At 65.4% G+C, this 11,897-nt stretch carries 14 protein-coding genes; 5 read left to right on the top strand and 9 right to left on the bottom strand.

Features of this window, described 5'->3' with window-relative positions; all coding sequences use genetic code 11:
- Positions 1 to 12: 12 nt before the first annotated feature.
- From N2604_RS04755 to N2604_RS04735, 5 genes are read right to left on the bottom strand one after another with little or no spacing between them, the layout of a single operon-like run.
- Positions 13 to 408: a RidA family protein gene (locus N2604_RS04755; RefSeq protein WP_260374038.1), complete on the bottom strand. Its 396-nt coding sequence runs from the start codon at positions 406 to 408 to the stop codon at positions 13 to 15.
- Positions 409 to 433: 25 nt separating this feature from the next.
- Positions 434 to 1,237: a 2-oxo-hept-4-ene-1,7-dioate hydratase gene (gene hpaH, locus N2604_RS04750; RefSeq protein ID WP_260374037.1), complete on the bottom strand. Its 804-nt coding sequence runs from the start codon at positions 1,235 to 1,237 to the stop codon at positions 434 to 436.
- Between the two features lie 3 nt (positions 1,238 to 1,240).
- The gene (locus N2604_RS04745; protein ID WP_260374036.1) at positions 1,241 to 2,101 is read right to left on the bottom strand and encodes a fumarylacetoacetate hydrolase family protein; all 861 of its coding nucleotides are present in this window, start codon (positions 2,099 to 2,101) and stop codon (positions 1,241 to 1,243) included.
- A gap of 52 nt (positions 2,102 to 2,153) precedes the next feature.
- Positions 2,154 to 2,771, bottom strand: a complete 618-nt coding sequence (locus tag N2604_RS04740) for a flavin reductase family protein (protein WP_260374035.1) — start codon at positions 2,769 to 2,771, stop codon at positions 2,154 to 2,156.
- A 3-nt stretch (positions 2,772 to 2,774) separates the two neighbouring features.
- Positions 2,775 to 3,740 carry a tripartite tricarboxylate transporter substrate binding protein gene (locus N2604_RS04735; RefSeq protein WP_260374034.1) on the bottom strand — a complete coding sequence of 322 codons (966 nt, stop codon included), beginning with the start codon at positions 3,738 to 3,740 and terminating at the stop codon, positions 2,775 to 2,777.
- Between the two features lie 131 nt (positions 3,741 to 3,871).
- Here N2604_RS04735 and N2604_RS04730 point away from each other — a divergent pair, with 131 nt between their 5' ends.
- From N2604_RS04730 to N2604_RS04715, 4 genes are all read left to right on the top strand, one after another.
- Positions 3,872 to 4,672 (top strand): IclR family transcriptional regulator, encoded by an 801-nt coding sequence (locus N2604_RS04730; RefSeq protein ID WP_260374033.1) that lies wholly within the window; start codon positions 3,872 to 3,874, stop codon positions 4,670 to 4,672.
- Positions 4,673 to 4,915: 243 nt separating this feature from the next.
- Positions 4,916 to 6,211, top strand: a complete 1,296-nt coding sequence (locus tag N2604_RS04725) for an O-acetylhomoserine aminocarboxypropyltransferase (protein ID WP_260374032.1) — start codon at positions 4,916 to 4,918, stop codon at positions 6,209 to 6,211.
- A gap of 4 nt (positions 6,212 to 6,215) precedes the next feature.
- Positions 6,216 to 6,998 (top strand): alpha/beta fold hydrolase, encoded by a 783-nt coding sequence (locus N2604_RS04720; RefSeq protein WP_260374031.1) that lies wholly within the window; start codon positions 6,216 to 6,218, stop codon positions 6,996 to 6,998.
- Positions 6,999 to 7,066: 68 nt separating this feature from the next.
- Positions 7,067 to 7,570, top strand: a complete 504-nt coding sequence (locus N2604_RS04715; RefSeq protein ID WP_260374030.1) for a DUF6496 domain-containing protein — start codon at positions 7,067 to 7,069, stop codon at positions 7,568 to 7,570.
- Between the two features lie 23 nt (positions 7,571 to 7,593).
- Here the strand turns inward: N2604_RS04715 and N2604_RS04710 are convergent, their stop codons facing one another.
- The 3 genes from N2604_RS04710 to N2604_RS04700 are packed head-to-tail and all read right to left on the bottom strand — an operon-like array spanning position 7,594 to position 9,736.
- Positions 7,594 to 8,532, bottom strand: coding sequence for a TauD/TfdA family dioxygenase (locus N2604_RS04710; RefSeq protein WP_260374029.1), 939 nt, complete (start codon positions 8,530 to 8,532; stop codon positions 7,594 to 7,596).
- Between the two features lie 27 nt (positions 8,533 to 8,559).
- Positions 8,560 to 9,513 (bottom strand): aliphatic sulfonate ABC transporter substrate-binding protein, encoded by a 954-nt coding sequence (locus tag N2604_RS04705; RefSeq protein WP_260374028.1) that lies wholly within the window; start codon positions 9,511 to 9,513, stop codon positions 8,560 to 8,562.
- Between the two features lie 28 nt (positions 9,514 to 9,541).
- Entirely contained in the window at positions 9,542 to 9,736 is a 195-nt protein-coding gene (locus N2604_RS04700; RefSeq protein ID WP_197960146.1) for a hypothetical protein, read from the bottom strand.
- 389 nt (positions 9,737 to 10,125) lie between these two features.
- On the opposite strand from N2604_RS04700, the gene N2604_RS04695 reads away from it, so the two are divergent.
- Positions 10,126 to 10,857, top strand: a complete 732-nt coding sequence (locus N2604_RS04695) for an SDR family NAD(P)-dependent oxidoreductase (protein ID WP_260374027.1) — start codon at positions 10,126 to 10,128, stop codon at positions 10,855 to 10,857.
- Between the two features lie 424 nt (positions 10,858 to 11,281).
- On the opposite strand, the gene N2604_RS04690 is transcribed toward N2604_RS04695, so the two are convergent.
- Positions 11,282 to 11,893, bottom strand: a complete 612-nt coding sequence (locus tag N2604_RS04690) for a pyridoxamine 5'-phosphate oxidase family protein (RefSeq protein ID WP_260374026.1) — start codon at positions 11,891 to 11,893, stop codon at positions 11,282 to 11,284.
- Positions 11,894 to 11,897: the final 4 nt, after the last annotated feature.

The following is an 11,897-nucleotide window of genomic DNA, read 5'->3' as shown; positions in this document are numbered from 1 at the left end:
GCAAGCGCTCCCTCAGTCGATCACGGCGGTGAAATCGCAACTTACCAGCGCGCCGCCATCCATGTTGTCCATCGGCAGCGCGTGGCGCGCCGGGCGCGAATGCTCGTCCGGAAACATTTTCAGCCATTCGACATTGACCGGGCCGCGCTGCGAGCGGTCCTTCAGCCACACCGTCATCTTGATGATGTCGTCCGTGGTGCCGCCGGCGGCCTCCACCGTCGCCTTCATATGCGCGAACATGTTGGCGCACTGGGCGTCGAGACTCTCCGGCATCGCATTGGTCGCGGGATCGCGGCCGAGGATGACGCCCGACATCACGAGATTGCCGATGCGGCAGGCGTTCGGAATCGGGTTGACGTGCTTGAAGCCGCCGATGTGAATGCTCCTGCGCCGCGTTTGACCACTCATGATGCGCTCCCTCTTTGTTGTTGCTTCAGACGAACTGGCATGACACCGAGCCGAAGGCGCCGTAATCGGCGTGGAACGTGTCGCCGCGGCGGATGTCGACCGGACGCGTGAACGATCCCGCCAGCACGACCTCGCCGGCGGCGAGATGCTCGTCATGCGGCGCGAGGCGGTTGGCGAGCCAGGCGATGCCGTTGGCGGGATGATTGAGCACGCCGGCGGCAAGGCCGGTCTCCTCGACCTCGCCGTTGCGGAACAGGAGCGCGCCGATCCAGCGCAGATCCGCATCCATCGGGCGGATCGGCCGGCCGCCGAGCACCAGCGCGGCGTTGGCCGCGTTGTCCGAGATCGTGTCCATCACCTTGCGCGTCTTGCCCGTTTCGGGATCGACGCGATGCATGCGCGTCTCCAGAATCTCCAGCGCGGGCGTGACATAGTCGGTGGCGTTGAGCACGTCGAAGATGGTGCAATCTGGCCCGCGCAGCGGCGCCTTCAGCACGAAGGCGAGCTCGACCTCGATTCTTGGCGCGTGGAAGCGGTCGAACGGAACAGGCCTGGCATCGGCGTAAAACATGTCGGCGAACAGCACGCCGTAATCTGGCTCGTTGATGCCGACCGCGTTCTGCATCGCCTTCGAGGTCAGGCCGATCTTGTGGCCCTTGATGATGCGGCCGCGGCCGAGCTGGAGCTTGGTCCAGGCGCGCTGGACCGCGTAGGCATCCTCGATGCTGAAATCCGGATATTCCTTGGTGAACATCGGGATCAGCGATTTCGTGCGCTCGGCTTCATCGAGGCGCGCGGCGAGGCGTTCGATCGTGGCGGCATCCAACATGAATTAACTCTCCGCAGCGACAATGTTGCGCAGCACGCCGATGCGGCTGGACTCGACCTCGACGACGTCGCCGATCTTCAGCCAGCGCGGCGGGTCGAAGCGGGCGCCCGCGCCCGTCGGCGTGCCCGTCACGATCATGTCGCCGGGCTTGAGGGTGGCGAAGGTCGAGAGATAGGAGATCAGGAAGTCGAACGGGAACATCAGCCGCTCGGTGGTGTCCTGCTGCCGCACCTCGCCGTTGACGCGCGTGACGATGTCGTGGGGACCACGCGGGTCGAGCTCGTCCGCGGTGACGATCCACGGGCCGATGCTGCCGGAGCGATCGAAGTTCTTGCCCTGCGTGACGTTGAACTTGCCGTGGCGCAGCCAGTCGCGGATCGTGCCCTCGTTGCACAAAGTCATGCCGAAGATGTGCGACCACGCTCGTTCGCGCGGAATGTGGCGGCCGCCCTGCCCGATCACGATGACGAGCTCGCCTTCGTAGTCGAGCTGGTCCGAAACCTTGGGCTTCTCGATCGGCTGACCGGAGCCGGTCATCGAAGACATGCTGCGCACGAACAGGCTGGGATATTTGGGCAGGTCCGAATTGTCTTTATACTCCGCGTTGCGCTCGGCGTAATTGACGCCGATGCACCAGAGCTTCTCCGGCGTCAGCACCGGCGGCAGCAGAACGAGCTGGTCCAGCGCATGATCCGGCTTCTGTCCGGCGACGGCTTCCTGCGCATCGGCGAGTGCGTTGGCCGCGATCAGCGCCTTCACGTCCGAATAGTCGCGGCCGATGCGCCTGGTCAGATCGACCACGCCGCCGTCCACGGCCGCGCCATAGCGCGCCTCGCCGTCCAGGAGATAGCTCAGGAGTCGCATTGTATGTCCTCCGATGATCTTGAGGCGGCGGCCGGCGATGAGGCCCGCGCGCTCAGTCTTTCGATTTGGGGGTCTGGAACACGGTATTCAGCGTCACGATCTCGCCAAGCCGGGCGTAGCGCGGGCCGCCGATGCGGGCGATCGGGTCGAGCGCCTTGGTTTCGACCTTGCCGTCGTTGACGAGGCCGTCGCGCAAATGGAACATCACGACCTCGCCGACGATGAGCCGGCTTTTGGCGTCGCCGAATTCGAGGCACTGCCGGAAACGGCACTCCATCGCGACCGGCGCGGCGGCGAGCCGCGGCACCTTGATGCGCTCGCTGGCGAGCGTTTCGAGCCCGAGATGCTCGACCTCGCTGACCTCAGGCGGATGCTCGACGGAGCTGTCGTGCACCGCGGACATCAGCGGGGTGTCGGCAATGTGGATCACATATTCCTCGGTATCGAGGATGTTGTGCGCGGTGTCCTTGTAATCGGCGCCCTTGCGGCCGACGCTGATGGCGAGCATCGGCGGCTTCTGCGAGACGAAGGTGAAGGCGCTGAACGGGGCGAGATTGAGCACGCCCGTGGCTGACAGGCTCGTCACCCACGCGATCGGGCGCGGCACCACGATGCCGGTCATCAGGCGGTAGATGCGCTCGGCGCCGAGCTCGGTGGGGTCGATCCGCATCGATCAATCCGCCCTGATATTGGCCTTGCGCACCACCGGAATCCACTTGGCGTCCTCGCGCTCGAGATAGGCCCTGAACTCGTCCGGCGTCATCGGCGTGGCTTCGCCGCCGAGCTTTTCGAACTTGTCGATCACGGCGGGATCCTTGAGAATCGCGACCAGCGTCTCGTGCAGCTTCTCGATAACAGGCGCCGGCGTGCCTGCCGGCGCGAACAGGCCGGTGAAGGTCTGGCCGTCGAAGTCCTTGTAGCCGAGCTCCGCGAAGGTCGGCACATCGGGCAGCGACTTCAATCGGTGCGGGCTGGTGACGGCGAGCGCGCGGAACAGGCCGGCCTTGATGTGCTGGAGGCTGACCGTGAGCTGGTCGAACGCGAACTGCACCTGGCCGCCCAGGAGATCGTTGATCGCCGGCGCGTTGCCGCGGTAATGCGCCGTGACCCATTGCAGCTCGAGGCTCGACTGCATCAGCTCGCTGAGCAAATGGTTGGTGGTGCCGGGACCGGGCGAGGCCATGGTCAGCTTGCCGGGCTCGCGCTTGGCGAGATCGAGAAACTCCTTGAGCGTGGTCGCCTGCACCGACGGGTGAACCTCGAGCACCAGCGGCGTCATCGAGATCGTCGAGATCGGAAGGAAATCCTTCTTCCAGTTGTAAGCGTCGCGCTTGTTGATCTCGGTCGCGAACAGCACGGGGCCGTTGGCGCCGACGAACAGCGTGTAGCCGTCGGGCGCCGACTTCGCGAAGGCCTCGCCCGCGATCATGCCGCCGGCGCCGGCCTTGTTCTCGATGACGAAGGGTTGGCCGAGCTTTTCCTGGAGCTTGTCGGCGACGATGCGCGCGGCGCTGTCGACATTGCCGCCGGCGGGATAGGGCACGATCAGCTTGACGTTGCGCGCCGGCCATTGCTGGCCGGAGGCGGGCCCTGCCAGCATCGCAGTGACGGCAGCTATGGCAATCCAGATTAATCTCATGTTAACCTCCCGGCGGCGCTTCCAATTCCATATCGGGCCCTGATGACGGCGTGCATGGCATCCCGATCGGAGCGCAATCTCCAGATGCGCGCTTGCCCTGTCGAGGGAATTGTGGCGTTCTTGTCCATATTATGGACAAGAGACGCGCAACGAAATCCGCCCGCAGCGCCGTGGAACCGCGACAGGGCGCGCAGGCGATCCGGCGCGCGCTCGCGGTGCTGCGCATTCTTGCCGCAGGGCGCGAGGACGGTGTGCCATTGGCCGAGGTGGTGCGCGCAACCGGCCTCACCCGTCCGACCGTGCATCGGATCGTTCACGTGCTGATCGAGGAAGGTATCGTCGAGCGGCATGGCAGGAGCGGCCGGTACGCGATCGGCAACCAGGTGCCGGAGCTGGCGCTGGCGCGTCCGCGGCCCTCGCGGCTCTTGGTCGCCGCAAATCCGTCGCTGGAGCGCGCGTCAGCCGAGATCGGCGACACGCTGTTCCTGACGATGCGCACCGGCAACGACACGCTGTGCGTCGACCGCCGGATCGGCGTCTATCCAATCCAGGTGCTGTCGATCGAGGTCGGCGCGCGCCGGCCGCTCGGCGTCTCCAGCGCCGGCGTTGCCATCCTCGCCGCGATGCCGGCGCAGGACGCGCGAAAGATCGTCGCGGCGAACGAGAAGCGGTTCGAGGCCTACCGGACCGATGTCGCCACGGTGCTCGGCGAAGTCACCGCCGCCAGGCGGCTGGGATACGGCCTGAGAGAGATCGGCCTGGTGCAGGGGACGAAATCGATCTCGACCTGGATCAAGACACCGGACGGGCAACCGGCTGCAGCGATGACGGTCTCAGCCGTTCGCACGAGGCTCGGCCCCCGCCGCGAGCAGGAGGTCGCGGAGATCTTGTTGCGGGAAGCGCGGACGATCGAGCAGGCGATCGGGGGATAGTTTCATCTCTCTCGTTCGGAGATTGCACCGCATGTGCGTTTCGCGTTGGACGCACTGGACATGCCGCAGCGTCATGCCCGGGCTTGTCCCGGCCATCCAGCCTTTCCTCGCGGCACGGAGAACGTGGATGCCCGGGACAAGCCCGGGCATGACGCTCCCTTGTGTGGGCTGTCAATGGGCTGACTTGGCACACAGTTTTATGGCACAACGGCCGCCATCGCCGACCGACCAACGAGGCCACGCATGCCCGCGCCGAAACCGCCCGCTTTCGAGACCCTGAGCCTGCATGCGGGCCAGCATCCGGATCCCACGACCGGCGCCCGGGCGGTGCCGATCTACCAGACCACGTCCTACGTGTTCCAGGATTCCGACCACGCCGCGGCGCTGTTCAATCTCGAACGCGCCGGGCACATCTATACGCGCATCTCCAATCCGACCACCGGTGTGCTGGAGGAGCGGCTTGCCGCGCTCGAAGGCGGCGTCGGCGCGATCTGCACGGCGAGCGGCCAGGCGGCGCTGCACCTGGCGATCGCGACGCTGCTCAATGCCGGCGACCACATCGTGGCGTCGAGCTCACTCTATGGCGGTACCATCAATTTGCTGGCGCACACGCTGCCGCGCTTCGGCATCACCACGACGTTTGTGAAACCGCGCGATCACGACGCATTCCGCGCGGCGATCAAGCCGAACACGAAGCTCGTGATCGGCGAGACCATCGGCAATCCCGGGCTCGAGGTGCTCGACATTCCCAAGGTTGCGGCGATCGCGCATGAGGCCAAGATTCCGCTGCTGATCGACAACACCTTCGCCACCCCCTATCTGAGCCGCCCGATCGAGCTCGGCGCCGACATCGTCATGCATTCGGCGACCAAATGGATCGGCGGCCATGGCATCGCGATCGGCGGCGCCATCGTCGACGGCGGCCGCTTCGACTGGCGCGCATCGGGCAAGTTCGGCGTGCTGACGGAGCCCTATGGCGGCTATCACGGCATCGTCTTCGACGAGCAGTTCGGCACGGCGGCCTTCATCATGCGCGCGCGCACCGAGGGCCTGCGCGATTTCGGTGCCTGCCTGTCGCCGACCAACGCGTTCCAGCTGCTCCAGGGCGTCGAGACGCTCGGCGTGCGCATGGACCGGCATATGCAGAACACGCATCTGGTGCTGGAAGCTCTGAAGGCCAACAAGGCGGTGGACTGGGTGCTGCATCCCTCGCTCGAAGATCACACGGACTATCAACTGGCGAAGCAGCTGCTGCCGCGCGGCGCCGGCTCGATCGTGTCCTTCGGTATCAAGGGCGGGCGGCCCGCCGGGCGCAAGTTCATCGAAAGCTTGCGCATGATCAGCCATCTCGCCAATGTCGGCGATGCCAAGACGCTGGTGATTCATCCGGCCTCGACCACGCATCAGCAGATGGACGCAGAGCAGCTCAAGGCCGCCGGTGTCGGCGAAGAGCTGGTGCGGCTCTCGGTCGGCATCGAGACCGCAGGCGACATCATCGACGACCTCAATCAAGCGCTGCGCATCTCGCAAAAGGCCTGACACCATGAAGCTCTCCGTCAACGGCACCGATGTGTTTGTCGCAACCGGCGGCCGCGACTTCGACAAGTCCCTGCCCGCGGTGGTCTTCATCCACGGCGCCGGCTTCGATCATTCGACCTGGGCGCTGCATACGCGTTGGTTTGCCCATCACGGTTTTTCCGTTCTCGCGCCCGACCTGCCCGGGCACGGTCGCTCGGCTGGACCCTCGCTCTCGACTATTGCTGAGATGGCCGACTGGACGGCGGCGCTGCTCGATGCGGCGGGAGCTGCGAAGGCTCATCTGATCGGCCACTCCATGGGCTCGCTGATCTCGCTGGAGACCGCCGCACGGCATCCCGACAAGGTCTCCGCGCTGAGCCTGATCGGCACCGCCGCGACCATGACGGTGGGTCCGGATCTCTTGAAAGCCGCCGAAGCCAATTCGCAGGATGCCAACGACATGGTCTCCATCTGGGGCCTCGGCTTCAACGCGGAGCTCGGCGGCAGTCTGGCGCCGGGCCTGTGGATGCATGGCGGCGCACAGGCGGTGCTGAGGGCATGCGAGCCGGGCGTGCTGTTCAGGGATTTGTCGGCCTGCAACGCCTATGCGAATGCGCTTGCCGCGGCAGCCAGCGTGAAGGTGCCGACGACGCTCATCCTCGGCGAGCGGGACATGATGACGCCGGCGAAGGCCGGCAAGGCACTCGCCGCCGCGATCCCGCATGCAAAGACCGTCGTGGTGCCCGGCGCCGGCCACATGATCATGGCCGAGCGGCCGGATGAGTTGCTGGCGGCGCTGCGGAACTAAGCGGATCGATCTTCCGTCTTGCGCGTTGCGGTCAGACATCCCTCTCACTCAAGAAGGGGAACTCGACCATGCCAAGACAGGAAGTCATCCGCAAAGCCAGGCAGGACAAGCGGGCGGGCAAGTCGGCCAGCACGCAGGCCGGCGAATTCGTCAAGGACGAGATCGACAAGATTCGCAAGGGCAAGCACGGCGCACGCTCGACCAAGCAGGCCATCGCGATCGGCCTGTCCGAAGCGCGTCGCGCCGGTGTCGATCTCCCGCCGCCGCGCAAGGGGCGCACCAAGAAATCGACGCGGCGCAGTGCCAAATATGCCTATGAGGTCGGCCAGGGCAAACGCACGCCGAAGCGAAGGCCGAAAGTATCGCGCGCCGCCGCGAACGTCCTGAAGAAGGAACCGCGCTCGACCGCATCGCGCAGTGCCCTGTCGAAACAGGCCAAGCGAGCCGCCAGCCGTCGAACCGCAGCGTCCCGCTCAGCCGCCGCGCGCAAGGCGAGCCACACCAAGGGCGCCAAGGCCCGCTCCGCCGCCGCAAAGAAGGCGGCACGCACCAGGGCGCGGCGCCGCGGGTAGGTGGAGCGCAGCGCCGGGCGAAACTACTCGGCGGCCTCGCCGAGATCGAGCCGGGCTCGCGGTGCCTCTCCGGTCACCACCGAGACTCGCTCACCCCAGCGTTCCCAGGGATAGTAATCCCAGATCGCGTGGTGCTGGCTCGCCCAATTGTCCCACACCAGCAGCGAATTCGGCTGCCAGTTGACGCGCGTCTGCAGCGAAAGCTGGCTTTCGACGTGCCGGAACAGGAGCTGCAGAATGGCGTCGCTTTCCCGCCGCGTCAGTTGCACGATGTGCGAGGTGAAGGACGCATTCACATAGAGGAACTTTCGTCCCGTGCGCGGATGGATCGCCACCACCGGGTGCTCGGTCTGCGGATAGGTCTTGCCGGGATCAGGCTTCGCACCATAGCCGGCGGTCCAGGCCAGCGACCCATCGTGGATCGCGGTCAGGCCGTCGAGCAATTGCTTGATCGGATCCGACAGGAATTCGTAGGCGAGATACATGTTGGCGAAGGCGGTATCGCCCCCGAGCGGCGGGGTCTTCGTCACCCGCAGCAGCGAATAGGCGATCGGGCTGGGATCGCAGGACACGTCGGGATGCCAGCCGTCGCCGGCAGTGAAGCGCGAGTCCCGGCCGGTCTTCCATGACAGGAATTCCGGATCGAACGGACCATCGCCCTTGAAGCGCGTGGCGGCGAGCTCATGCCGGTGCAGCGACTTGCCGAAGCGGCGCGCGAAGCGCTTATGGTTCTCCGGCGACAATTTCTGGTCGCGGAAGATCACGGCAAGATTCTCGTCGAGCGCGCGCCTGATCTCGGCGAATTGCGTCTCGCTCACCTCCTTGGAGAGATCAATACCGGAGATCTCCGCGCCGACGGTCGGCGAGAGCTGCCTCACCTTGATCGTCTCGAACGGTTCGCGCTGGTGCGTGTTCCACCGTTCGATTGCGAGCTTGTCGTTGAAGTCTCTGTAGAAACTCATACTGCCACTCCTCAAAAGGATGCCCGCTCAGGAGCCCGGATTCCACTTCCAGACGATGTCGGAGACGTTGACCGGCTTTGGAATCAGGCCGAGCTTGGCAAAGCGATCGGCGACCGCCTGCTGGCTCCTGATCACCTCGCCGTCGACCGGCACCACGCTGAAGTTGGAGCGATCGACGAAGCGCCAGACAGCCTCGATGTCGACGCCGGTGGCCTCGGCCTGCGCCTTGGCGACCTCCTCGTGATGATTGTTGGCCCAACCGCCTTCGGAGGCGAAGGCGGCATTGAGCTTCGCGACCAGCGATGGGTACTTGTCCACGAAGTCGGAACCCGCGATGTAGAAGGCATTCGGCCTGTGCACGTCCTTGTCGAAAGCGATGACGCGCGCCTTTTCCTTCAGCTCGGCGAGCGCGAGATAGGGATCCCAGATCGACCAGGCATCGACCGAACCCTTGATGAAGGCGGCGGTCGCATCGGCAGGGGCGAGCGGCGCCGGTGTGATGTCGGACCAGGACAGGCCTGCCTTCTCGAGCGCAGCGACCAGCAGATTGTGCGCGCTCGATCCCTTGCCGAAGGCGACGCGCTTGCCCTTGAGATCGGCCAGCGCGTGAATCGGTGAATCCTTCGGCACGATGATCGCCTGGGTGTTGCCGTCCGATTTCACCGCGGCGACGTAGCGGATCTTGGCGCCGCCGGCCTGTGCGAAGATCGGCGGGGAGTCGCCGACATAGCCGAAATCGACACTGCCGACATTGATGGCCTCCAGCAGCGGCGGACCGAACTGGAAGTCGATCCACTTGATCGCGATGCCGAGCGGCTTGAAGGCGTTCTCCAGCGTCTGGCGCTGGCGCACCGCGGGGAAGAAGCCGCCCTTCTGCGTGCCGATGCGGATTTCCGCCGGCTTGTCCTCGGCGTGCGCGGGCGAGCCGGCCGCACTTGCCAGCAACAGAGCGCCGGCGATGATGTGTCGTCGCGTGATCATTTGCAAAGTCCTTTCGGTCTGCTGGTGCTCAGATTGAGACAAGGTGCCGGCGCTCCGCCAACACGGCGCGTGCGGCGCGTTCGGCGTCGCGGGCCGAGCGGAACTGGCGGCCTTCGAGGCTGTCGAACAGGCGTTCGGAAGAGAAGAAGCGGAAGCCGCGCTCATCGCTGGCGATGATGCCGGCGGTGCGGTCGTGAATTTCGATGATATAGGCTTTGGGCATGGCTGCTCGTTCGCCGAACGGGTCGGCGTTCCTGTCAAGAGATTGCGATCGGGATTTTGGCTCGGCGATCAGCAGCGACAACAGGCGCCGGTCGCGGCCGAGACGCAGCGACGCATCATGCGCTTGCGCATGTCGCTTCTCACTCGCTGGTCATTCGACGTCATGCAGCGGCTTTCGGCTCGAAGGTGCAGTTTCGATGCTTCGAATATCGAGGGATTGACCCGATCGGTCAATGAAATGGCTATCCATATTTGCCGCGGTCGCGTGCGCGCACTTCTCTGCGCCCAAGCCGCCGCAGCCGAAATCATCTCGCGATGATGTCAACACGCAAGCGGGCCATAGCGTGGTACCGTTGCCCTGAGAGGCGCAAGGAAGTGCGGGAGGACGACATGACGGATGCTCTGAAGGGGCGCACGGCGCTCGTCACCGGCGGCTCGCGCGGAATTGGCGCAGCCGTCTGTCGCGCGCTGGCCGACGCAGGCGCGGCGGTGGCGATCAATTGCCGCGAGAGAATTGGCCAGGCTGAGCAGCTGGCGGGCGAGATCGGCAGGCAGGGCGGCCGCGCCATCGTGGTCGCCGCCGACGTCTCGCAGCGTGAGGCCGTGGCTGATATGGTCGAGCGCGTCACCGCCGGGCTCGGGCCGATCGACATCCTGGTCAACAATGCCGGCATTGCGATCACGCGCGGCATCGACGATCTCACCGAGGACGATTTCGACCGCACCATCCTGGTCAACCTGAAATCGGCTTTCCTGTGCACGCAAGCGGTGCTGCCATCAATGCGCGCGCGGAAATGGGGCCGCATCGTCAACATCTCCTCCGGCGCCGCCCGCGGCGCCGGCTCGATCGGCCCGCACTACAATGCGTCAAAGGCAGGCATGGAGGGCCTGACGCGCGGCTATGCGGCGCGGCTCGTGAAGGAGGGCATCACCGTCAACGCCGTGGCGCCGTCGCTGATCGAGACCGACATGATGAGCGGCCAGCCCGCGCTCGTCAGCCGCATCCCGCTCGGCCGCTTCGGCACAGCGGAGGAAGTGGCGAAGGCCGTGATGCTGCTGATCGACAATGCCTACATGACCGGACAGACCATCGCACTGAGCGGCGGGATGGCGTTTAACTAGAGGGGATGCCTCTTACCTCTCCCCGCTTGCGGCAGGCTATCGCATTTGAGAGCTTTTCCATGCGGCCATCCTTCGAGACGCCCGCTTTGGGCGGGCTCCTCAGGATGAGGGCGGAATGGGTGGCGGCAGTCTCAACGGGCGCAATGCTGCTTAGCCTCACCCTGAGGAAGCGCGTAAGCGCCGTCTCGAAGGACGAGGCGTGCGCGCAGGCCGCCGCCACAAGTCATATGCGACAGCCCTGCCGCTTGCGTGGAGAGGTTGGATTGCATCGAAGATGTAATCCGGGTGAGGGGTACAGGTCTTACCACGATCTCCCGTGTCGAGAGAGCCCCTCACCCCGCCCTCTCCCCGCATCCGCCTTCGCCCGAAGGCGGGCTTCGGCGGACAAGAGAACGGGGCGAGGGAGACGAGGGAGGGCGGACGATCACCACATCGTCGCGGCCGCGCGGGCAGGCCAGGCACGATCATATTCGTCGCCGCCGACCTTGTTGTCACTCATCTCCGCAAGGATCTGCCCCGGCGTCGGCAGCATCTTCGGATCGACGCGCTTGTCGGGATTCCAGAGGTCGGCGCGGACGATGGCGCGAGCGCACTGGAAATAGATTTCCTCGACGTTCATCACCATGACGCTTCGCGGCGCCTTGCCTTCGACCTTGAACGAGGCCAGCAGCTGCGGATCGACCGACAGATGCGCGCGGCCGTTCGCCCGCACCACATTGCCCGAGCCGGGGATCAGGAACATCAGCGACACGCGCGGGTCGCGCACGACATTGCGCAACGAATCGACCCGGTTGTTGCCGCGGCGGTCGGGCAGCAACAGCGTCTTGGGGTCGTGGATGCGGACGAAGCCGGGCAGATCGCCGCGCGGCGAGCAGTCGATGCCGTCCGGGCCGATGGTGGCGAGCGCGGCGAACGGCGCCTTCTCGATGAAGATGCGGTAGAGCGGGGTGACGTGGTCGGCGACTTTCACGGTCGAGGCGTCATTGGTGGCGCCGTAGATGGCTTCCAGCTGTTCGATCGTTTCGATCACCGTCATTCCA

Origin of the sequence: Bradyrhizobium sp. CB1015, from assembly GCF_025200925.1 — a bacterium.
Taxonomy (GTDB): Bacteria; Pseudomonadota; Alphaproteobacteria; order Rhizobiales; family Xanthobacteraceae; genus Bradyrhizobium.
Note: the sequence above shows the minus strand (reverse complement) of the source record. Positions and strands in the feature narration are given on the sequence as shown.

Coding starts and splice junctions, on each gene's coding strand:
- N2604_RS04705 (WP_260374028.1), bottom strand. CDS start 9,513: ATGATCACGCGACGACACATCATCGCCGGCGCTCTGTTGCTGGCAAGT.
- N2604_RS04690 (WP_260374026.1), bottom strand. CDS start 11,893: ATGACGGTGATCGAAACGATCGAACAGCTGGAAGCCATCTACGGCGCC.
- N2604_RS04720 (WP_260374031.1), top strand. CDS start 6,216: ATGAAGCTCTCCGTCAACGGCACCGATGTGTTTGTCGCAACCGGCGGC.
- N2604_RS04725 (WP_260374032.1), top strand. CDS start 4,916: ATGCCCGCGCCGAAACCGCCCGCTTTCGAGACCCTGAGCCTGCATGCG.
- N2604_RS04700 (WP_197960146.1), bottom strand. CDS start 9,736: ATGCCCAAAGCCTATATCATCGAAATTCACGACCGCACCGCCGGCATC.
- hpaH (WP_260374037.1), bottom strand. CDS start 1,237: ATGTTGGATGCCGCCACGATCGAACGCCTCGCCGCGCGCCTCGATGAA.
- N2604_RS04695 (WP_260374027.1), top strand. CDS start 10,126: ATGACGGATGCTCTGAAGGGGCGCACGGCGCTCGTCACCGGCGGCTCG.
- N2604_RS04710 (WP_260374029.1), bottom strand. CDS start 8,532: ATGAGTTTCTACAGAGACTTCAACGACAAGCTCGCAATCGAACGGTGG.
- N2604_RS04715 (WP_260374030.1), top strand. CDS start 7,067: ATGCCAAGACAGGAAGTCATCCGCAAAGCCAGGCAGGACAAGCGGGCG.
- N2604_RS04745 (WP_260374036.1), bottom strand. CDS start 2,101: ATGCGACTCCTGAGCTATCTCCTGGACGGCGAGGCGCGCTATGGCGCG.
- N2604_RS04740 (WP_260374035.1), bottom strand. CDS start 2,771: ATGCGGATCGACCCCACCGAGCTCGGCGCCGAGCGCATCTACCGCCTG.
- N2604_RS04755 (WP_260374038.1), bottom strand. CDS start 408: ATGAGTGGTCAAACGCGGCGCAGGAGCATTCACATCGGCGGCTTCAAG.
- N2604_RS04735 (WP_260374034.1), bottom strand. CDS start 3,740: ATGAGATTAATCTGGATTGCCATAGCTGCCGTCACTGCGATGCTGGCA.
- N2604_RS04730 (WP_260374033.1), top strand. CDS start 3,872: ATGGACAAGAGACGCGCAACGAAATCCGCCCGCAGCGCCGTGGAACCG.